The sequence below is a fragment of the Pyxidicoccus xibeiensis genome, assembly GCF_024198175.1.
GTDB lineage: Bacteria > Myxococcota > Myxococcia > Myxococcales > Myxococcaceae > Myxococcus > Myxococcus xibeiensis.
In genome coordinates, this window is record NZ_JAJVKV010000002.1 from 1191832 (window position 1) to 1212475 (window position 20644).

At 66.5% G+C, this 20644-nt stretch carries 19 protein-coding genes; 9 read left to right on the forward strand and 10 right to left on the reverse strand.

Annotated elements, in window-relative coordinates:
* Window positions 1-126: 126 nt before the first annotated feature.
* The 3 genes from LXT23_RS12575 to LXT23_RS12585 all read left to right on the forward strand — a co-directional run bounded on the left by LXT23_RS12575 (window position 127) and on the right by LXT23_RS12585 (window position 1540).
* Complete coding sequence (locus tag LXT23_RS12575; protein ID WP_253980364.1) at window positions 127-624, forward strand: helix-turn-helix domain-containing protein; 498 nt, start codon at window positions 127-129, stop codon at window positions 622-624.
* 13 nt (window positions 625-637) lie between these two features.
* The gene (locus LXT23_RS12580) at window positions 638-1273 is read left to right on the forward strand and encodes an IS630 family transposase (RefSeq protein WP_253980365.1); all 636 of its coding nucleotides are present in this window, start codon (window positions 638-640) and stop codon (window positions 1271-1273) included.
* 69 nt (window positions 1274-1342) lie between these two features.
* Window positions 1343-1540 (forward strand): hypothetical protein, encoded by a 198-nt coding sequence (locus LXT23_RS12585; protein WP_253980366.1) that lies wholly within the window; start codon window positions 1343-1345, stop codon window positions 1538-1540.
* A 114-nt stretch (window positions 1541-1654) separates the two neighbouring features.
* On the opposite strand, the gene LXT23_RS12590 is transcribed toward LXT23_RS12585, so the two are convergent.
* From LXT23_RS12590 to LXT23_RS12605, 4 genes are all read right to left on the reverse strand, one after another.
* Window positions 1655-2110: a hypothetical protein gene (locus tag LXT23_RS12590; protein WP_253980367.1), complete on the reverse strand. Its 456-nt coding sequence runs from the start codon at window positions 2108-2110 to the stop codon at window positions 1655-1657.
* Window positions 2111-2216: 106 nt separating this feature from the next.
* Window positions 2217-2642 (reverse strand): hypothetical protein, encoded by a 426-nt coding sequence (locus tag LXT23_RS12595; RefSeq protein ID WP_253980368.1) that lies wholly within the window; start codon window positions 2640-2642, stop codon window positions 2217-2219.
* Window positions 2639-4369, reverse strand: coding sequence for a M55 family metallopeptidase (locus LXT23_RS12600; protein ID WP_253980369.1), 1731 nt, complete (start codon window positions 4367-4369; stop codon window positions 2639-2641). The genes LXT23_RS12595 and LXT23_RS12600 overlap by 4 nt, the downstream gene beginning before the upstream one ends.
* A gap of 107 nt (window positions 4370-4476) precedes the next feature.
* Window positions 4477-4806, reverse strand: a complete 330-nt coding sequence (locus LXT23_RS12605) for a hypothetical protein (protein ID WP_253980370.1) — start codon at window positions 4804-4806, stop codon at window positions 4477-4479.
* A 191-nt stretch (window positions 4807-4997) separates the two neighbouring features.
* Here LXT23_RS12605 and LXT23_RS12610 point away from each other — a divergent pair, with 191 nt between their 5' ends.
* From LXT23_RS12610 to LXT23_RS12620, 3 genes are all read left to right on the forward strand, one after another.
* Complete coding sequence (locus tag LXT23_RS12610) at window positions 4998-5852, forward strand: DUF2381 family protein (protein WP_253980371.1); 855 nt, start codon at window positions 4998-5000, stop codon at window positions 5850-5852.
* A gap of 10 nt (window positions 5853-5862) precedes the next feature.
* Window positions 5863-7686 carry a serine/threonine protein kinase gene (locus LXT23_RS12615; RefSeq protein ID WP_253980372.1) on the forward strand — a complete coding sequence of 608 codons (1824 nt, stop codon included), beginning with the start codon at window positions 5863-5865 and terminating at the stop codon, window positions 7684-7686.
* A gap of 177 nt (window positions 7687-7863) precedes the next feature.
* Window positions 7864-9156 (forward strand): serine/threonine protein kinase, encoded by a 1293-nt coding sequence (locus tag LXT23_RS12620; RefSeq protein WP_253980373.1) that lies wholly within the window; start codon window positions 7864-7866, stop codon window positions 9154-9156.
* A 134-nt stretch (window positions 9157-9290) separates the two neighbouring features.
* Here LXT23_RS12620 and LXT23_RS12625 read toward each other — a convergent pair whose 3' ends face one another.
* The 4 genes from LXT23_RS12625 to LXT23_RS12640 all read right to left on the reverse strand — a co-directional run bounded on the left by LXT23_RS12625 (window position 9291) and on the right by LXT23_RS12640 (window position 14013).
* On the reverse strand, window positions 9291-10007 hold the full coding sequence (locus LXT23_RS12625) for a hypothetical protein (RefSeq protein WP_253980374.1): 717 nt from the start codon (window positions 10005-10007) through the stop codon (window positions 9291-9293).
* Window positions 10008-10139: 132 nt separating this feature from the next.
* Entirely contained in the window at window positions 10140-11288 is a 1149-nt protein-coding gene (locus LXT23_RS12630; RefSeq protein WP_253980375.1) for a macro domain-containing protein, read from the reverse strand.
* A 9-nt stretch (window positions 11289-11297) separates the two neighbouring features.
* Entirely contained in the window at window positions 11298-12671 is a 1374-nt protein-coding gene (locus LXT23_RS12635) for a DarT ssDNA thymidine ADP-ribosyltransferase family protein (protein WP_253980376.1), read from the reverse strand.
* A 457-nt stretch (window positions 12672-13128) separates the two neighbouring features.
* Window positions 13129-14013, reverse strand: coding sequence for a LysR substrate-binding domain-containing protein (locus LXT23_RS12640; protein WP_253980377.1), 885 nt, complete (start codon window positions 14011-14013; stop codon window positions 13129-13131).
* Window positions 14014-14120: 107 nt separating this feature from the next.
* Here LXT23_RS12640 and LXT23_RS12645 point away from each other — a divergent pair, with 107 nt between their 5' ends.
* Entirely contained in the window at window positions 14121-15017 is an 897-nt protein-coding gene (locus LXT23_RS12645; RefSeq protein ID WP_253980378.1) for a DMT family transporter, read from the forward strand.
* Window positions 15018-15175: 158 nt separating this feature from the next.
* Window positions 15176-17254: a right-handed parallel beta-helix repeat-containing protein gene (locus LXT23_RS12650; RefSeq protein WP_253980379.1), complete on the forward strand. Its 2079-nt coding sequence runs from the start codon at window positions 15176-15178 to the stop codon at window positions 17252-17254.
* A 33-nt stretch (window positions 17255-17287) separates the two neighbouring features.
* Here the strand turns inward: LXT23_RS12650 and LXT23_RS12655 are convergent, their stop codons facing one another.
* On the reverse strand, window positions 17288-18436 hold the full coding sequence (locus LXT23_RS12655) for a hypothetical protein (protein ID WP_253980380.1): 1149 nt from the start codon (window positions 18434-18436) through the stop codon (window positions 17288-17290).
* 155 nt (window positions 18437-18591) lie between these two features.
* Here LXT23_RS12655 and LXT23_RS12660 point away from each other — a divergent pair, with 155 nt between their 5' ends.
* Window positions 18592-19647 (forward strand): ADYC domain-containing protein, encoded by a 1056-nt coding sequence (locus LXT23_RS12660; protein WP_253980381.1) that lies wholly within the window; start codon window positions 18592-18594, stop codon window positions 19645-19647.
* Between the two features lie 22 nt (window positions 19648-19669).
* Here the strand turns inward: LXT23_RS12660 and LXT23_RS12665 are convergent, their stop codons facing one another.
* Window positions 19670-20593, reverse strand: coding sequence for a sigma-70 family RNA polymerase sigma factor (locus LXT23_RS12665; protein WP_253980382.1), 924 nt, complete (start codon window positions 20591-20593; stop codon window positions 19670-19672).
* Window positions 20594-20644 lie beyond the last annotated feature (51 nt).

Here is a 20644-nt window from a genome sequence, read left to right on the forward strand (position 1 = left end):
CACCTGCGCCTGGGGCAGGGGCGCCGTGCCCATGACAGCAGGGCGCAAACCTCCAACACGGTGCTAGTCCTCAGGCTGCGCGAAGTTAAGGCGTGAGCTGCGGGTTGCATGAGGTGGGGGTGGCCCATGAAGCCCACGGCAAGGAAGCAGGCAGCGCCCATCGAATTGAAGTTGAAGGCGGAGGACCGCCTGCAGCTCAGGGCGCTGCTGTCGCACGGACTCATCTCGGCGCGCATCTTCAAACGGGCGCGGGTGTTGCAGTTGCTGGACGAGGGGCTGCACTCGGCCCAGGTGTGCTTGGCGCTGGGCACCACGCGGGACCTGGTGCGGCGCATCGGCCTGCGCTACCTGGAGGAGGGGCTGGCGCAGGCCCTCTTCGAGCGCGAGCGGCCGGGCAGCGCGAGGCTCTTGGATGCTCGGCACGAGACGCAGTTGGTGTCGCTCGTCTGCTCGCCACCGCCCGAGGGCCACGCGAGGTGGACGGTGCGCCTGGTGGCCCAGGAAGCCAAAGCGCGCGGCCTGGTGAAGACGGTCGGGCGCGAGACGGTGCGCCTGCTTCTCAAGCACCACGACATCAAGCCGTGGCGGGAAAAAAAGATTCTGCATTCCGCGCCTCACCCCTGAGTACCTGCGGCGGATGGAGGACGTGCTGGACGTGTATGCGAGGCCCTACTCGGCCCGCGAGCCCGTCGTCTGCTTCGACGAGAAGCCGGTGCCCCTGCATGAGGACGCGCGGGCCCCGAAGCCCCCGCGCCCTGGCCATGTGGCCCAGAGGGACTACGAGTACGTGCGCAAGGGCAGCGCCAACCTCTTCTACAGCGTGGAGCCGCTGGCCGGACGCCACCGCGTGGAGGCCACGCAAGACCGCACCGCGGCGCGCACCGCCCGCGCCCTCAAGCACGTCGCGGACGCCTACCCCGAGGCGCGCACCGTCCACCTGGTGTGGGACAACCTCAATACCCACTGCGAGAAGACGCTGACGGACACCTTCGGCCAGCAGAAAGGCCACGCCCTCTGGGGCCGCTTCACCGTGCACTACACCCCCAAACACGGCAGCTGGCTGGACCAGGCCGAAGTCGGTCTGAGCATTCTCTCCCGCCAGTGCCTGGGCACGCGCCGCATCGCGACGCTCCCCATGCTTCAACGCGAGACGGCTGCCTGGCGGCGCGGCGTCAACCGCCAGCACCTGCGCTTCAGCTGGCGGTTCACCTCGCGCAAGGCACGCGCGACGTTCCACTACTCACGCCGCGACATGCTGCGGTCGAAGGACTAGTAGATGACGTAGGCGGCCGTACCGCTGTAGCTCGTGTTGCGGAAGCAGCCGACACGGAGCTGATACGGCATGTTCTGGCCCACCACGTTCCTGGATGGGGGAAAGACCTGGAAGCATCCGCCCAGCACGGCGGGCTTCAACGCGACGGAGCACAAGTACACCTACGACCTGACGGGGGAGGACGCCGTGCTGCAAGTGCGCTTCGTCGACAGCCCCATCGCCGACAACACCGGGCGCTTGCGGATCCTCGTGCTGCCCGGGGCGTAGCCGTAGGGGCGGGGGTGAAACGCCGTGCGCGAGGCAGAGCACCACCCCTGAAAACGAAAAAAGGGTGCACGCCCGTGAGCGTGCACCCCATGAACTTTGGAAGAGACCGGCCGACTACCGGGCGCGCATCAGGTCGGCGAGCTTGAACGCCGCGAACTGGCCCAGGTTGTACTTGTCGGCCTCGGCCGCGGGGGACGCGTCGCCCTTGCGGCTGCTCATCAGGCCCTTGACCAGGTCCAGCACGCCACCCGAGCTGTTGGCCTGCGAGCCCAGCCCGATGACCGAGCCGAGACCCGTCTTGCTCAGCAGCGAACCGGCCTGGCCCAGCAGACCGCCGCCGAGGTTGCCGACGAGCCCACCGATGATGCCCTTGAGGCCACCACCGTTGATCACGCTGTTCGCGATGCCGACGATCTTCGAGGCGCCCGCGATGAAGGGACCGACGCCCGGAATGAACGAGGCGATCTTCCCGATGGGACCATTGAGAATCTTGCTCGCGAAGCCCACTGCCTTCTTCGCAAAGTCGCCGATCTTCTTGAAAGCCTTACCGATACCCTTGAGGAGCCCCATGGCGTCACTCTCTTTTCTGGAAGAAAAACCGCTGCGTTGAAGGGATTGTCGGAGGCTCGGTCAGGAAGTTTCGCGGAGAGCAAAATTTCTGAAAAGCCTCGGGAGATCAGGGCTTTTGAACGCCCTTGCCCTTCTTCACCGCATCCTCGAGGCCCGGATCGGCCTTGATTTTCACGGGCTCGCCCCCCATGGACGACATGTCCACGGCCTTCTTGCGCGGCGCATCAAAGCCACTGGGCGACTGGCCCGCCTTGAAGGCCTCGACGCTGGCGCGCACGTTGGCCTCGAGGGCCTCGGCGCTGGGCGGCTCGACCCCCATCTTTCTCAGATTCTCATCGCTGGCGACGAGGAAGGCGGGCTCCACGCCCGGGTTGTTCAGGTAGTACCCGACGGTGTTGACGAACGTGTCGATGTCCATCTCGAGTTCGGCGGCAATCTTCGCCACGTTCGGGTCCGCCAGGATCTTCGCGCGGAGCTCAGCGGAAATCGGCGGGGGGGCGTCGAGCTGATCAATATCGGAGCCATCGCTCATTCGGACCTCTGGGGAAGCGGTGCGGCGGGAGAGTATGGAGGCGTCGTCTCGCCGTTGTCGATAGCAGTCCATTCGGCCCCGGCCAGCGCCAGCATCGCGGCGGCCGTGGTGTGGGCCACCTCCCACGCTCCTTCCTCCTCTGGGACCACGTCCTTCACCTCGCCGCCGGGCTGCTGCCGCTGGACGATCAGCTCCAACAGGGCCTCGTGGACGCCTCCTCCCGCCTCGCCCGCGCACTGGAGGCACAGGGCCACCTCGGCGGCCAGGTCCGCCTGTCCCTCGGCGATGAGCCGTGGGGCGGCCAGCAGCAGCTCCTCGAGCCACTCGTGGGCGCGCGCGTCGCGCAGCGGCCGGTGCAGGTAGTGGGTGTCCACCAGGAACAGGTGCGTGAGCCAGTAGAGGTCCGCGGGGTACGCGTCGCCTCTCCGGGGGCGCTCGAAAAAGGGCAGGCGCACGTCCACGCCGCAAGCCAGGGCCAGCTCGCCCAGCAGCCACGCGTAGATGGAGTAGCCCTCGGCCTCGAGCAGCTCCAGGTAGCGGCGCAGCTCCCCGGCCGGTGGGGCGGAGGACTCCAGGCCGCGCACGTGGCGCACGTACCAGGCATCCACGCGTGCCATGCCCAGCCCTGGCGCCACCTGGGGCCCCAGGTCCCTGGGAACGGCGGCAAGCGCCTCCACGGCCTGCTCCAGGATGGGGCCGAGCCCCCAGCGGGTGAAGGCCCGCGGCGCATGGCCCTCGAGCATGTGCAGGATGAGGGCTCGCAGGGCTCGCGACTCGTCATCGCTCCCTTCGGAGAGTCGGAGGAAGGCCCGCAGGGCGCGCTCCGCCGGCTCGGCTCGCGAGGGCGGCGACGCGGCGTGGGGGCCGGACAGGGACAGGAGGGCGGAGACGTCCTCGACGAACTCGGGACTGCCGACCGGGCCTCTCAGGGAGCTCTCGAGCACGGAGCTGGCGGCCGACGCGGCGCGCAGGGCTTGCTGGTAGCGCTCGCGGAAGGAGGCGCCCGCGACCTCGACTTGATGGCGCTCCACGCGGCGGGCACCCGTCTCAGCGGCGAGCGCGGCCCGCCGGGCGCTCTTGAAGACGAGACGCAGGGGGGCCTCGGGCAGGGGCCGCAGCGGGGTGGGGGCCAGGCTCGCGGCACGGACCAGGTCGGCGAGCACGTCCTCGGAGGGCCGGGAGGCCGCATGGGTCGGCGAGAGCGACACCTTGGTGCGGACGAAGGGCACCCGGTCTCCCAGGTGGGCCTGGAGCGTGTCGTCCCCGGAGATGAAGAGCGCGGGCACCCCGGCCTCGGCGGCCAGGGCGAGCACGATGTCCGATTCGGAGAGCAGGCGGCCGGCGCACAGCCAGGAGCCGAGCGGGTCCACGGTATGGGCAGCAAAGCCGTTCAGGCCCCCGGGGGCGTGCATGCCCAGGCATGCCACGGCCTGGACTCCCTCGAAGAGGGCGGCTGAGTACCAGTCCTCCTCGAAGCGAAGCTCGGCCGCGGGATGGAGTGACTCGGCGAGCACGTTGGTGGCCTCGGAGCCCGACATATGGCTGTCACTCACGCGCACGTGCGAGAAGCCAGCGCCCAGCAGGCCCTCGACGGTGGCGTTGATCTCCCGGGTGAGCGCCGCGCGGGACTGCGCGTATTGAGGGGTGCCGGCCACCAGGGCGGAGACCGAGTCCACCCCCACCACGCCCTCGAGGTCCACCACCAGCAGGACACGCCCCGTGCTCATGGCCGCGCCTCTGGCCAGGAGACGGCGAGGCGAACGATGAGCCGGGGTGCAAGGCAATCCGTCATGCAACGGAACCTACGCGCGCATCGGCATTTCGTCGAACCGGCTCACGCCCAGGCCTTGCGGACCTCGGCGTAGTAGTTCCGGAAGAACGGCACCATGACCGCGCGGTTGCTGTCGACGATGGCCAGCAGCTCGGGGGGCAGGATGAACTCCTCCTCACCCAGCTCCTCGTACAGCGAGTCCAGCATCTGCTGGTAGAAGCGGGGGAAGGAGCGGTGCCAGCCGACCTTCGGCAGCCGGATGCCGTGCTCCCAGGCTCGCGAGCTCGCGCAGCTGCGCGTCCTGTCGTGCCAGAAGCTGGAGGGAGAACCTGTAGCGCTCGAGGACGCGCCCGACGACCTTCGACGGGTCTCTAGCGCCACGCGTCCCGGCATGTAGAGATAGGTGATTTCGACCCCCTGAAACCCTGCCGAAACGGCGTCCACAGGTGCGGGGAGTGCAACGGTGACCAGAGCTGGCGCCTCACCTGCTAGGTTGGGCGAAGTTCTTCGGAGGTTGTCTGCCGGTGCCTTCTGTCCCACGTCGGCTCGTTCTGCTGTCTGTCCCCCTGCTGGGCGCGAAGGCCATGGCCCAGGACGCCCCACACGGGCGCGAGCTGAAGCGGCGTCGTGTGGCTCTCTCGGTGGCCACGGCCGACAAGCCGTTGGAGCTGCGCGTCGCGCCCGACTACCTCACCGTCCTGGAGTTCGATTCGCCTGTGGACCGCGACTCGGTAACGCTCGGCGACTCGGAGGGCCGCTTCGCGCTGTTCGAGGCCACCCGTCGTACCATCGTGCTACGGCCGGCCATGGAGGTAGCGTCCGGGCAGAGCGTGGCGCTGACCGTGCCTTTTGCGGATAGCCTGGCCCCGCCTCGCGCCGTGTTCTCTCTCGTCACGCACGCCTCCGAGGTGGACGGCCAGGTGATGGTGTCGCGTCTGCCTCGCACGGCAGAGGCGGTACAGGCCGAGCTGGACGAGGTTCGCGCTACGTGTGCGGCCAAGGACGCCGAGTTCGAAGCGCTCCGGGTGCGCAGCGCGGCGAGTGGCCCAGCCGGTCTCATCTTCGCGGGCCTGCTAGACGACATGGGAGTTCAGGCCGGAAGCGTTGACGCAGTTGATGCTCGGGGAAATGGCCAGTTGGTGTCCGAAAAGATGGCCACATACCGAGCGAGGGCATGGGCAGCGTTGGCCGTGTCAGTGCGTAACACCGGCTCCGGCCCCTGGACGCCTACCGAGGCACGGCTCTCCCTCATCGATAGCGACGAGCGCATCCGTATCCTCGCGATGCGCATGCAGGAGCCGCGGATTGAGCCGGCGGAGACGGCCGTCGTGGTGGTGGAAACCGAGGCTCCGGACTGGCCCAAACGTGCGGCCCTCCGGTTGGAGCTGCGCGACAGCGAGGGCAGCCGGCGACTTCTCATCCCGCGCTTCGCGTTCTAGAAGCGTGCCCATGCTGACCGCGACGAACCCCGCGCACCTTCAACCCGGGCAGTTGGTGGACAGCTGGCGCGTGGTGCGGCTGCTGGGCTCAGGCACCTTCGGCGCCGTCTACCTCGTGGAGAAGGACGGCCATCGCTTCGCGATGAAGATTGCCATGCACCGTGCGAGCAGCGGGGACGCGGAAATGGCGGACGAGCGACTGCAACGGGAGCAGGGCTGTCTGCATCAAGTGCGTGGGCACCCCAACATCGTGCGGATGCATGCCCACGGGCGTTGGCCAGACCCGACGAAGGGCTGGCTCTACCTCGTCATTGACTTCGTGGATGGCTACACGCTGGGCGAGTGGGTGGAGAAGGTGCACCCGACGGCTCGTGAGGTCGTGCGTGTGTTCGTCAAGCTCGCAGGGGCGCTGGCCCATGTGCATGCGCGAAGCGTCTTTCACCGCGACTTGAAGCTGAGCAACATCCTCGTACGCGCCTCGGACGGTGAGCCCTTCATCCTGGACTTCAGCGCGGGAGACTACGCGCTTGCGCCGGAGTTGACGGACACGCCGTTGCCCCCCGGCACCCGGCGCTATCGCTCCCCGGAGGCTTCGCGCTTCCTGCGCGAGCACGGGAACGAGCAGGACGCGCGGTACGAGTTCAAGGCGACGGATGACGTATACGCGCTGGGCGTCTGCCTCTATGACGTGCTGACGAGTGCGCAACCAGCCACCGAGCCGCCGGGTGTGGTGGTGGGGAGCCACTGGTCGCCGCCCGCGCCGCATGCGCTCAATCCGCGAGTACCCGAGATCCTGAGCGCTGCGGTTCTCCACTTCATCGCCCGCCAGCCGGAGAAGCGAGCGCCCTCGGCCGAAGTCATGCGCCGGGAACTGGAAGCGTTGCTGCCGCAACAAGGCGGTGAGTGGGTGGTGCCCTTGCATGTGCCCGCGCCGCACCTCCAACTCGCTCCCGCCGCGCCGCAGGAGGAGGGGCCGCAGGTAGCACCCCGGCACCCACGGTGGCGCGTAGCGGGAGCTGTGGCCGCTGTGGCGATCATCATGGCGGCACTCGCCGGCTACGCGCTGCTGCGCCCCTCCACGCTTCCAACGGGGCTGGCGCCGGAGGTCCGAGTACCCACCCCGTCTTCCGTCGCAAGGGACGCGGGCGCTGGCTTGCTGACCCCCACCTCACCCCCAGCGCCCACCACCTCGCCCCCTGGGGTAGCTTTGCCCCCTCCCGCACCTGTCCAGAAGGAAAGCCCTCCCGTGAAGCGCGCCCCCGCCCTCATGACCGACCCCGCCGAGTCCACCACCAGGAAGCCGAAGGGCCTCGCCTCCCGCCCGAGCTGGCCCCCATCGTCCTGGGCGGACTTCCTCAAGACGTGCGCGGGCGCGACTGCTGCTGCCGCGCTCCAGTTGGGCTGCCCGGGTGCCCAGGTTCGCCCAGACCCCGCTGACTGCCCCGCCGAGGCGCGCGATGTCATGTTCAACTGGAAGCGCAAGGACGGGCTGCGCTTGTACCCGGGTGACTCGGTGATGCTCACCCTGGACAGGCGACAGCCAGGCGCTCTAGGCGAGTTCGGGGTCTACACCGACGGCCCTGTGACCGGAGTCGTGCGAATCAGCAACTTGAAGGGGCTGCCGGAAGGAACGCTGCTGTCGGGCTACTTGTGGACAGGCGGAGAGTTTGCAGTGGGCCGTTACACCGAGGCGCAGCTCCCGGATGGGCGCACGTTCCCAGTCTGCATCGTCACGGGCCGCAATGGGTACGTGGAGAAGTGGCAAGACTCAAAGCCAGGGGCAGCGCAGCTCAACAGGTCTGTTGGGGCCTACGCCGTCGAGCGCTGGCCGTAGCTCTCTCGGACAATGTAAAGCTGCTTTGCAATTCAGGGCACTGCTTTTTCACTCAGAGTGATGAGGATTCCAGGTTTTTTCAACCTGACACGTCGTTCCGCCCGGCGTGGGCTGGCAGTACCTTGCGTCTGCCTTTGCGCGAGTCCCTCTCGCACGGGCACCAGGAGCTTCCCGTCCATGTCCAATCCGTCTGACTCTCGGCGTGCCGGGGGTGTTGTCCTATTCACGAACGGCGACACCTCTTACGAGTTCTTCCGGGACTTAGGGCCGGGCCGTGTCGGCGAGCGAGTCCTCCTCGCCCAGACCCGCACGCCGCAGGGCCTCGGAACCTGCGTGGTGCTCAAGTGCGTCCCCCTACCGCAAGTGGCGGAATTGACCGAGAAGGTCTATCGCACCCGAGCACGTCTGGAGGAGGAAGTCCGGCTAGCGCAGTATCTCCAGCACCCGCGCATTGCTCGCGTCCACGGCCTCTTCGAGATTCCTTGTGGCCTGTGCGTGGCGATGGAGAACATCGAGGGGCTGACGCTCAACACGCTGCTGAGCGTGGCCCAGGCGTGCGGGCGCTACTTCTCCGAGGCGTTCATCCTCTACGTGGGCGCGGAAGTCGCGGCGGCCTTGGACTACGCGCACACGCGCACGGATGACGTGGGCTTGCCGCTCGGCATCGTCAATCGCGACATCAACCCGGCCCGCATTCGCCTGGGCCCCCACGGCGAGGTGCGGCTCACGGACTTCGGGGTGGCCCTCTCGCGCCTAGCGGGCCGGCTTGCCACCTCGCTCCCGCGTCCCCAGGGCGAAGTCCTCTACGCCGCGCCGGAAATGTTGCTGGGTGAGGTGGTGGACGCACGGGCCGATCTCTTCTCCTTGGGCCTCACCCTGCTGGAGTTCGCCACCGGGCGACACCTATACGACCCGGGCCACCTGCTCATTGAGGACGTGGAGGCGCGGCTATCGAAAGAGGAGCGGGAACAGGCACTCGCGGCCTCGGTGTCGTCCATGGTGACGGAACTGCCGCCATTCGCCGAGGACGCCATCTGGTGCGCGATGGCCTACCGCTCCGAGGACGTAGAGCGCGCGGCGGAAGGATTGCCCGTGCCCCTCCGGGACATCCTCCACACGCTGCTGCGGCGCAACCCCGCCGAGCGCTTCGCCACGGCCGCCGAGCTGGAAACCGTCATGCGTGCACGGCTGGCGCAGTTGGGGCCCTACACGGGCGAAGACGCGGTGAGGGAGGTTCAAAGGGCGCTTGTGGAGGCAGGGGACCGGCTCTGGGAGTTGGAGGTGCCGGAAGACGAGGGAGGCATCACCCCGCCTACCACCGACACGTCTAGCCTGGACGGAATCTCAACCCAGGGGGCTACAAACACAAAATCCCCGCAGGCCGATGCAGCTTTAACGCGTCATCCAGACGAAGTTACGACTATTTCAGGTGAAGGACTACATCGAGATACCAGGACGCCGTCGGCCTGAGCTTTCCGATCACCAGCGTTACTGGTTTGCCCCGGTCGGATCTATGAGCATATCAGGGCAAAGTGCCTACTTGATACTTGCTTGCAATTTAAGAATCGCTGGGAACGAAGAGGAAGTGACTGACTAGTGCGCGGTCATTTGCCGACAAGCAAGCTGACGACCTCAATGGAGCCGCCCAACCCGATGCTGATCGACGTGACGGGGTGGCTCTGCCCACCACTCGATGCGATGCGCGAGCGAGTGAGACCACCCAGCACTGAAAAGTATGTGCTGGGAGAGAAAATAAGGCCCGTAGAGAATATTGGGTTGAACTCGGTGTACGCCGGCACATCTGTAGTCAGAACCGCGTCCGCCTTAAACTTTGAAGGAACACCCACGTACGCACCGAACCACTGCTTCCAACAGCCCGCACCTGGGGATTTGATGTTCCAACCAGTCGCCTCCTTTACCTCCGAATCCGTCGGGCTCTGCTTGCCTGTCTCTTTGATAGTACGTTCACGGGCAACGCCATCGGCTATGTCTGAAGCGGTCTTTATATCGAAGCCCCCCCATCTTGAGGCGCAGTAGGCACTCGTTTCGGGACCAACGAAGAAAAGGGCACGAGGGTAGAAAGCAACGAATGGGGTTAAACCAAAGCCCGTGTTGGCCTGTCGCCCTGATGAGCGTGCTAAGTGTGCCTGGAACGCAACGCCGAATGAGAAGCCGTGGCGAAAGAGCGCCCCACCCTTGATGTCTTCCAGAGAGAAGCGGGGCTTTGCGGTAGGTGCTGCGAGCGTTTCGGCAGCGCGCGAGGCACTCGGTGTGAGCAAAGCCGCAAGCAGCAACACTGCACCTGACAGGACTGCCTTCATTACTCCTCCTAGTGCGCACCCGTCCCGCGAGGATAACCCGTTCGGCGTCGCAACGTATGCGGGCAGAGGGGTGCATCCTCGCTGCGATCCTGCGGAAGGGCAAGCGTCTGGACCGGGAAGGGGCCTGAGAGACTATTGATGTGGGAGTAGAGCATGCAGAATCGTGGATACGTTCGGACTGCCGTCAGAAGAATGTCTGCCAACAGGTTGTCCGCCTGCTGACTTCAGCCATCTGACGTCCTCAGGAAATGCTTCCTGGTAATTCACAAAAAAAAGCGGCTTGCCTCGCGAGTGTTCAACAATCTCGTGAACGGAACGTTCCATTCCACGAGCGGTGATTAGGATGGCTTGCGAGAGCGCTCCCTGCACGGAGTTGGTCAGTTTCGTCGTTGCCGAATCCACAGCGATTGTGGCGTCAAAAATTGACGCGATAGCAAGCCGACCATCGGAAAGGTACTCAGCTAAGTCGGGAGGGACCTTGACACGACCTATGCCACCAGCGGTCCAGAGGAGCGCGTCTGCCCCTTGAGAGAGTGCGTACTTGCTGAGCGTTCGCCAGTCTGACCTGTCGCATGAGAATGAAACTGTTAGTCCATGACGCGCTATAGATTTCATGCATGCTGCCGCAGCGTTTTTTTCTTTCTCGCTCGGCTTCGATGGAGTCGCAAGCGTGAGCATCGTCCGAAAGAGAAGGTCGGAACTGCCAAGCAGGAATACTTGATTGATTCCGTGTTTCAAAAAGCTTGAGTGGCTCCCAACGTCGACGCGGATTGGCTTCGCCTTATGGCCACGCGGCTGATTCGGTCTTTTTGGACTTGAAAACTGCTCGCCTGCTGACACCGAGTCTGCTGGCTCGAACACGAAGAGCTTCGCGTCGAGATCCGCCAAGTGGTGGCGAATCATTGACGAAACACGCTCCCATTCAAGCCCGCCATGTCCACAACCCAAAGCGGGGATGGCTACACGAACCTGTCCATAAGACTTGAGGTAGCTTTTTAGTGCAAGTAATCCCGCCTCAATGTCTTCATAACGCGACTTGTCCCTCCAATGTCGCTTGGTCGGGAAGTTGATAATCCACTCGCTGCCGGTCTTCCATATGTTTAGCCTGCCAGGCTGAATCTCACCAGCAAGGCAGGCTTCTTTGTAGGCAAGGAACATCTTGGGATAGAGTTTCTTCGCAGCTAGTGCGACGCCCGTTCCCATGACGCCTACACAGTTGACGGTGTTCACGCGAATGTCTGCGGGATACTCGAAGAGATTGCCGCGCACGAAAGTCAGCATCGCTGTAGCCTACTGCTCGCCCTTTGTTGAGAGTTCATCGAGGCACCATTCGCGCAGGGGCGGGATTTTCTCAAAAGCGGTGGCTTCCCATGAAGAAGCCACCGATGAGAGATCCGCTTTGCCGACGGCAATAAGCATGTCGAGTTCTCTCTCTGACTCAACAATATCAAGAAGCTGCGTCTTTTTTCTGCCTCGTCCAATGCCAATAATGTCTCCGACCAAGTCATGATAGCAGACGAGCATGCACAGCGCTCTTATGTGGCGCGACTTGATTGTACCGACGTCTTCAGTTAGGGCGCGGATGAGCATGTCGACGGACCGGAGCGGGTGGTCGGGGTCCACGAGCTGGTTGCCTCCGGAGGCGACCCATCGAGACTTGGGGCCTTTGCCAATATCATGGAGGTAGGCGGCAAGTTCTGTCAGCATCTGATCGGAGGACTTAAGCGACGCAAATTCTTCGGAACTCCGTAGCTTTTCGACGACCTTCAATGTGTGTGTCCCAACATCATGCTTATGCACCTCGTTTTTCGACTCAAGGTTAATGAGTTCGGCAGTCTCTGGTAGGACTCCCAGGCCTTTTGCTCTGAATGCATCAAGCATCTCGTTAAGGGATGCAAATCGAGGCTGCTTGGCCTTTCCCGTCTGAGACGTGATGGTCTCCACCGCATTCGTGAAATGGAGTTTCGTTTGCACCGGCCCTGCAGCGATGGAGCGGTTTCGCATGTCCTGGGGGAGGTCGGCAGCAAAATTCGTGAAACAATGAGAGTCCCCGGGACCATGAAATCGGATCGGAGGTGGCTGCACTCCTACGGATTTGTAGATCTCTTTGATCTGGGCAGCATAGTGGTCGTTCCAAGCGTAGATATGGGACGCGTTCTTTGGGTCGAGTTGCTCATAAATAAGCAACTCCGCCATTCGTGCCTGTTTGTCGCCTTCTGGTGTTTTCCATTTCGTCGAGTCAATCGCCGTCCAATTGAGCTTGTTTAGATCGCTTGGATCTGTATAAAAACTAGGTGAAGTGTTTCCGTTTGCAGCGGCGTCTGTGAAAACAGATCCCTCGTACTCAAGGAGAGATATTGGAAAGGCGAAGTGGATCAAGAGCATCTGATCGACATTCTTGGCCCTCACTATCTGCAATAGCATTGGGGAAAGCTTGGTAAAATACAGCGGAACATAGTCGTGGACGACGCCCCCCGGCGCGCAAGTTACGACCATCTTTGCGCGTCGCTTTTGGATTTCGGAGTCCGCGACCGAGAGGTGGGCAATACCAAGGCTTTTCTGCTTGTTGCAGCTAAGGAAGCCCATTTGCAAAGCGTTCTTAAGGTTGTCGAGATGCGTAAAGTGGTAAGCAAATCGGTGTTTGTGGGCATCAGGGATAGGCATCGGACGGCCTCGCTTTAGGTGCGTAGGCTTCAGCGTAGCCGAGTTGGCCTGGGAGTGCGTAGTAGGACAGCTAAGGCGCTCGCAGAGTGAAGGAAGCGGCCCAGACGTCGCGGGTTTTGCCCGATTTGCTTGAGGCTAGAAGCGCGTGGAGGGCTGCGCGAGCAGTGCGTGCTTCCTCAACGCCGTTGAACTGCCAGAGGGTTTGGCGGACTGCGGGCCGGCGCACGTCCAAACGACACCTGGGGCCAATGCCCTGTGTCCCCAGTGTGCCCCTCCAGCGTGGTTGGGGGAGGCACACCCGGGAACGGCGTGGGACGGGGCGGGATGACGAACCCGAGGAGAATCAAGGCGATAGCGGGTAACAGCGTGTCCTGCCTGGGGCTTTCCATCGCCTTGTCTGCGGGTTCGATTCCCGCCGCCTCCAAAGTGCGGCCCCGTCTCTGCAGAGACGTCAGTCTTAGCGCCCCGGCTGTTCCAGCAACCAGTCCACGAAGAGCCGCGCCGCCGGCCGCAGCCGGCGGTGGGCCGGGTACACCACGTAGTAGCCGAAGCGCCCGGGCAGCACGGGCCCTGGCAGTTGGATGAGGCGCCCATCCGCGAGGTAGGGCTGGACGATCCGCTCCCTCGCGAGCGCCGCGCCCAGCCCCTTCGCCGCGGCCAGCAGCGCATCCGTGGTGTCGCTGAAGTTGTAGCGCTCCTCGAACTGCGCTCCGCGCACGCCCGCGGCACGGAACCAGTCCTGCCAGCCCTGGCGTGAGAGGTCCGCGATCAACGGCAGCTTCGCGACGTCCGCCGCCTCGCGGACGTCCTCCAGCCCCGCCATGGCCGGCGAGGTCACCGGGAACAGGGCTTCGTCCATCAGGTGGTGCGCCGTCAGGCCTGTCCAGTGGCCCTGGCCGTGCCGGATGCCGAGGTCCGGCCCTCCCTCGTCGAAGCGCGTCAGCGCCTGCTCCGTGTCGACGTTGAGGCGGACGTGCGGATGCGCCTTCGTGAAGGCCGGCAGCCGCGGCAGCAGCCACGTGTACGTCAGCGAGTGCAACGTGGTGATGCGCACCCGGTCCCGCTCGTCCCTCGCGGCGCTCAGCCCCCGCATCACTCCGTCGATGTCCGACATCGCCGTGCCCGCCGTGTCCGCCAGTTGCCGGCCCTCCGCCGTCAGCGACACCCCCCGCGCATGCCGCTGGAACAGCGCCACCCCGAGCTGCGCCTCCAGCTTGCGCACATGGTGGCTGACCGCACTCGCGGTCAGGTGCAGCTCCTCCGCCGCATGGGCGAAGTTCTGGTGGCGGGCGGCGGACTCGAACGCCGCCAGGGCACTGAGCCAGTCCGAGGGCAGGGGCATGGTGAGCCTCAAATATGGTTTGTGGCTGACTACAACAAGATCCGCTTGTGAGTGAAGTGCCAGGGGTGAATATCTGGCGCAGACAACAGCCAGATTGGTGGCGCCTCATGAGCACTCCCGCAGTCGTGCGTACGACCTCCCCCTCCATCCCGCTCTCCTGGGTCACCCCTCTCGAGCTCGGACTGCTCGGCGCCATCTGGGGCGCGTCCTTCATGTTCATGCGCGTCGCCGCGAAGGACTTCGGCCCACTACCGCTGGTGGAGCTCCGGCTCGCCCTGGGCGCGCTGGTGCTGATGCCGTTCCTCTGGCGCTCGCGCAGCTCCTTCGGGCCGAAGCTGTGGCCCCGGTTGGCGCTGATTGGCGCCATCAACTCGGCGGTGCCGTTCTTCCTGTTCGCCTGGGCCGCGCAGCGCGCCCCGGCCGGCATCGGCGCCATCACCAACAGCATGGCGGTGCTGTTCACCGCGCTGGTGGCCTTCCTCTTCTACGGTGAGCGCATCGGCACGCGGCGTGCCGTGGCGCTCTTCGCGGGCTTCGTGGGCGTGGTGGTCCTGGCCAGCGGCAAGGCCGCGGGCGCGAGCATCGGCCAGGCCGCGGCCGCGGGCACCACGGCCGCATTCCTGTACGGCATCGGCGGGAACATGGTGCGGCGCCAGCTCACCGGCCTGCCGGCCGTCGCCGTTGCCGCCTCGACGCTGATCTTCGCGGCGCTGCTGACGCTGCCTTTCGCCATCGCCACCTGGCCCTCGACGCCCATCCCGGCCATGTCCTGGCTGGCGGCCGGGGCGCTCGGCATCCTGTGCACCGGCATCGCGTACGCCTTGTTCTACCGCCTCATCCAGCGCATCGGCGCGGCCCAGGCCTCCACCGTCACGTACATGGTGCCCCTGTTCGCCGTGACCTGGGCCTGGCTGCTGCTGGGGGAGCCGCTCACCCCCACCATGCTCATCGCGGGGACGTTCATCCTCGGCAGTGTGGCCCTGAGCCAGCGAAAGTCCGCCTGAAGCCGTCTGCTCGCGGCCCCGTGACGCCGCCCGACTCACGGGGTTCTCTTCTCGAAACCGGGTTGCAGGTGGCGCGGCTCCCATGCTGAGTTGAGCACGGGTTCCAGTTGCGCGGAGGCCGTGCAGACCCGGGACCCTCCCAGTTCGCGAGAGGGTGTATGCGGCGACAGATTCAGTGGAAGCGGGTGTGGGCAGTCGGGCTCCTGGTCCTGGGCGGGTGTGGTGGAGACGTGGGCGGCGGGGGAGGGGACGAGACCCCGGACACCCAGGCGCCTTCCACTCCAGGAGTGATTCGCGCCGACCCCATCTCGAGCTGGATGCTCGGCGTGGCCTGGACGGCGAGCTCCGACAACGTCGGCGTGACGGGCTACCGCGTCGAGCGATGCACGGGCGAGGGCTGCACCGACTTCGCGGTGGTGGGCACCCAGACAGAGCTCGCCCACCAGGATCCGAACCTCGAGGCCAGGACACTCTATCGCTATCGGGTTGCCGCCTTCGACGCCGCGGGCAACGTCAGCGCAGCCTCCGCTGTGGCAGAGGCGACCACGCCCGAGGCCCCCATTGACGGAGGTGCCGGTGACGGCGGTACAGGTGACGCCGGCATTGGAGACGGCGGTACCAGCAACAACGCCAATGCCACCGTGGCTGGAGAGGTCCGCCTGCCGTACCCCACGCTGCATCACCTGACGGTGGAGTGGGGCTTCAGCGGAGACGCCAACGCCAACGGCGTCGTCACCGTGCGCTACCGTGCCTCGGGCACCAGCGCGTGGCGCGCGTCCCTGCCGCTGCGCCGCGTGCCCGGCGAGAGCAACGAGGGCTTCACCTGGAGCACGCGCCACTCGGGCAGCGTGTTCGACCTGCAGCCGGGGACGACCTACGAGCTGGAGCTGTCGCTCACGGACCCCGACGGAGGGACGACCACGCGCACGGTGAGCGCCACCACCCGCGCGGTGCCGGCGCCCATGGCGGGGGCTCCCGTCAAGGCCGTGACGCCCGGGACGTTCGCCACCGTCGCCGCGAGCGCCCAGCCGGGTGACATCCTTGCGCTCGGCGCGGGGACCTACAGCGGCTTCGACTTCGCCCGGAGCGGTGAGGCGGGCAGGCCCATCGTCATCCGTGGCACGGCGGGCACCGTCATCAACGGGCAGATCAACCTCTTCAGCCGCAGCCACGTGCACCTCGACGGCCTCACCGTCAACGGGCGCATCCGCTTCAACGGCTCGAACCACATCGCCATCACCCGCTGCACCCTCAATGCCAGCAACAGCTTCGGAGGGGATGGCATCGTGACGTACCTGCGCGCGGAGAACGCGTACATCGCCGACAACGTGGTGACGGGCCTCACGGCCTGGGCGGAGGCGTCGCTGGGCGTCAATGGCAACAACCTGGGCGAGGGCATCCTCGTCACCGGCCCCGGGCACGTCATCCTGCACAACCGCGTCAACGGCTTCCGCGACGGCATCTCGCTGCTGGAGGATGACGAGGCGGTGGACCAGTTCAGCATCGACATCCTGAACAACGACCTCGGTGGGAATGGAGACGACGGCATCGAAGCGGACTTCTGCTTCCACAACTGCCGCATCGTGCGCAACCGCCTCACCAACAACTTCATCGCGCTGTCGTCGCAGCCGGGGCTCGGCGGGCCCACGTGGTTCATCCGGAACGCCGTCTACAATCCGGTCCACCTCGCCTTCAAGCTCTACCGGGGCAGCGCCGGTGACGTGCTCCTGCACAACACCGTGGTGAAGAACGGGGATGCGCTCGGCATCTACGCGGGCCGGCCGGTGTCGCGGCTCTACTCGCGCAACAACCTGTTCATCGGTGGGCCGGGGGGCAGCTTCAATGGCTACAGCAGCGGCTCCGGGCGCGTGCTGCACCTCCCCGACCTGGTGACCGCGGGCTCCAGCATGGACTTCGATGGCTTCGGCTCCACCACTGGCACGTTCACAGGCAGCTGGGGCAGCACCCGGTTCACGGACCTTGCCTCGCTGCGCGGCAACACCAGCGAGAAGAACGCCGTGCTGGTGGGCCTCGGCGTCTTCGCGGCGACCGTGGCGTACCCGGCCGCGCCGATGACGCTCTACGCCTCGCCCGACCTGCGCCTGCGCGCGGGCTCGGCCGCGGAGAACGTGGGCCAGGTCCTCCCGGGCGTCACGGATGGCTTCAGCGGCGGCGCGCCGGACCTCGGTGCCCATGAGGTGGGCGCGGCGCTGCCGGTCTACGGCCCCCGGCCCTGACAGCCCCGCGGGGCGCCGGGCCGGACGTGTCCGTCAGAACGACCCATTCAGCAGCAGCCCGCCGCCCTGGGGGCCCACCATGGGCGTCAGGCTCGCCTGGATGACGCCCGGACGCTTCCGGGGCTCGGGGGCGGGCTGCTCGCTCAGCCCCAGGTCCGCCTGGAGCTGCTTGTTGTAGACGTCCGCCAGCTGCCGCGCCTCGTGGGGAGTGACGGGATGCGGGGTGAGCCGGACGGCCCCCACAATCAGCCCCGCGCCCGCGCTGAAGATGCCGGTGCCAATCAGCACCGTGACGAACTTCCTGTCGGCCTGCTCCATCTCGCGGTCGAAGCACTCCCTGAAGCCGGGCGTGCCGGCCTGACAGTTCTCCTCGTTCCCGGTGAACCCCTGGTAGGCGACGAAGCCGCCCCCCAGCATCGCCGCCCCGCCGATGACGCCCAGCACCGTCTTCATGCGCATCCGGCCCGCATAGGCCTCCACCAGGTCCTCGCGGCCCACCTTCCGGTAGAAGGCGTCTCCCTCCAGCGGCTTCTTGTACTTGCCCTCGTAGGGCAGGCTCCACCGGGAGACCTCCGCAGAGGCCCAGGGCACGGCGGTGCTCACCCGCACCGTGAGGTAGTCATCGAAGCCGATGGCTCGCTGCTCGTACTGCTCCCTCGCATCGGGCGGAGGCACCGGACGGGCCTGCGCCGGGGGCGGGGCTTCGACCACGGGCTCCTGCTCCTGGGGCGCGGCGGCGAGTGCCGTCGCCTTCGTCGTGGAGAAGGACCCCAGGGGCTGCGCCGCCGTGTCGTAGACCGTTACCACCGCCTGCGTCAGCGCCCCCGTGGCATCCGGGAAGAGCCGCACCACCATCACCCGGTCCACGGGCAGGTTCGCGCTCTTCCGGGCAATGGTCGCATCGTCCAGCGTCGCCACCGGACCGAGCGCCTGCGCGTCCATGACGAGCTGCGCCTTGCCGCTGGCCCGCAGCGCGCTCGCGAGGGCTTCACGGGCCTCGGTCAGCTCGGGGGCTTCGCTTCCCGCGGGGACGACCAGGTAGCGGGCGGGCGCGTCTCCGAGGTGCGGCGCGAGGGTGGCAGGGGAGAAGCTGGACGCCCAGGCCTCCGCTTCACCGGCACGCGCGGTGGACAGGGGAGCCGCGCACATCAGGAGGACTGCCAGCAGCGTCAATCGCATCATGCTGCGACGCTTGATAGACCAGAAGCTGACAACGGTCATCCCCCTGGGGGCCGCGAGGGATTCTGATTTCGCTGCATGATTCTCCAGGCCACCGGCTCCTTCTCCATGCGGGCCCGACACCTCGAGCCCAACCCCTGGACTCAAAGGAGAGTGCCATGACCGCCATCAAGAAATCCCTTCTCCTCTGGCTGTGCCTGCAGGGCCTCCCGCTGGCCTACGCCGCGCCGCCTCCCACCCAGCTGTCCGACGCCCAGCGCTACGCGAAGCGCTGCCAGTCCGTCGCGCCCCAGCGCACCGCCAAGCCCCAGGGCACCATGCTGTGGGGCACCCTGCGCGACTGGAACACCGAGAAGACCACGGAGGAGCGCGTCAGCGTGCTCGTCTCCGCCGACCTCGCGCCCCTGCGCCTGGCGGATGAGGGCGTGAAGGCCCTGAAGCTCGAGGCCGGCCGCTTGACGGCCTCGCCCGCCGGCCGGGGTGTCGTCGGCACCGTGCTCCAGGGCACGGCGAGCAATGGCCAGCCCGTCGAGGTCGCCATCTGCGGCGCCGAGCCCTCGGCCGAGGACCCCGACGTCAGCTGGTACCGCATCCAGGCGTGGAACGCAGTGGCCCAGGAGTGGGAGAACCCCTGCGTCGCCCTGGACCGCGTCCCGGACCCCCGGGCGCTCGCGGTCCGCGGCGTCTGGGATGCGAGCGGCGCCCACCAGGACACGCCGGGCAAGCTCACCTTCGCGTGTGAGAACGGCGCCATCACCAAGTGCATCCTCTGGGGCTACAAGCCGTGGGCGACCCGTGGCGGCCAGTCACTGGCCGGCCTGCACCAGGCGTGCACCCGCATGGCCCGCGCGGACTACTGCGGCAACGGCCGCAGCCACACGCGCCAGAACACCGCCATCGACATGTACGATGGCCTGGGCGTGAGCGCGCGCACCGTCGAGGCGTCAGCGGAGTGGGACCCCGCACGGGCCTCATTCGAGGCGGCCTGGGCCCCGGATGGCGCCACCTGCCTGTCGCGCACCCGTGACGGTCGCGCACTGGCAACCATCCTCCAGGAGTGCCCCGACCGCTTCCGCACGGACGCGCCCACGGAGCTGGACGGTGGCGACCGCTGCACGGCACGCCGGGCGGACGTGAAGCCCGACACGGCGCTGCTGCGCAACCTGTCCTACGGCGCCCCCGCGGCCACCGCCGCGCCGAAGCAGGTGCCGTAGCGTGACCCCGGGGTCGCGGGCCTCAGTCCTGGGAGGGCGTCCCGTCCTGCCTTCCCAGGAGCTGGCTGAGGCTCACCCCCAGCTGGCTGTCACCCCCGATGCTCTCGATGTCCTGGGTGGACAGGCCCAGCCGCTCCTGGAGGAGACGACGGGTCTCCGCATAGACGGCCTCGCGCGCCGCCTTCAGCCAGCGGGAGATGGTCCCCTGGTTGACATTGAACAGCGGGGCCAGCTCGTAGCTGGAGAGCTGGTCACCGTAGTAGAGACGGAGCAGGTGGCGCTTGTCGTCCGGCAGCGTGGAGAAGGCCTCTTTGATGGCCAGGCGGAAGTCGGCGTGGTGGCGCCGCCGGATGAACTCCACCTCCAGGTTCTGCTCCGGGCTTGGAATCCCCCAGTCCTCGATGTTGTCCCCATCCCCGTCGGGCGCGGGTCCCTGCTTGTCGAGCATCTTGAGCTTCATCCGGCTGACGGCGACGCTCACCCAGTTCGTCAGCGCCCCGCGCCCCGAGTACGAGGCGATGCGGGCCTCCCCCCCGGGCGTGGGCACCAGGAGGTTCAAGCGGGCCTGCTGGCACAGGTCATCAATCAGCGCGGCGGACTGGCCGGACCTGCGGAGCAGCGCCGGCAGCTTCGCGAGGTAATGCCTGTCGAAGGTCTCGATGGCGGAGGGAATCCCATGCACGCAGGCGCACGCCAGGTAGAGGTCCACCAGCGAGAGCTGGCCCATGAGCGCTTCGGGGGGGCTGTCCGGACCCTCCTCGGGCAGCCGCTCGGCGACGTGCGCCACGAACAGCGGAGGGGGGAGCACCACGGTCGGCCAGTGCGCACGGGCCTCCTCCCAGGAGCGCGAGAGCAGTGCTTCGAGCGCGGCCAGACTCGGCGGTGGAGCGAAGCGCACCTTCGCGGTTGCGAGAAACATCTCCGCCAGCCCCCTCACCGGTTCCATGGGCAAACCTGTACCATGCGCTTCCAACGCCCTTCAAAGGGTGTCATTGAT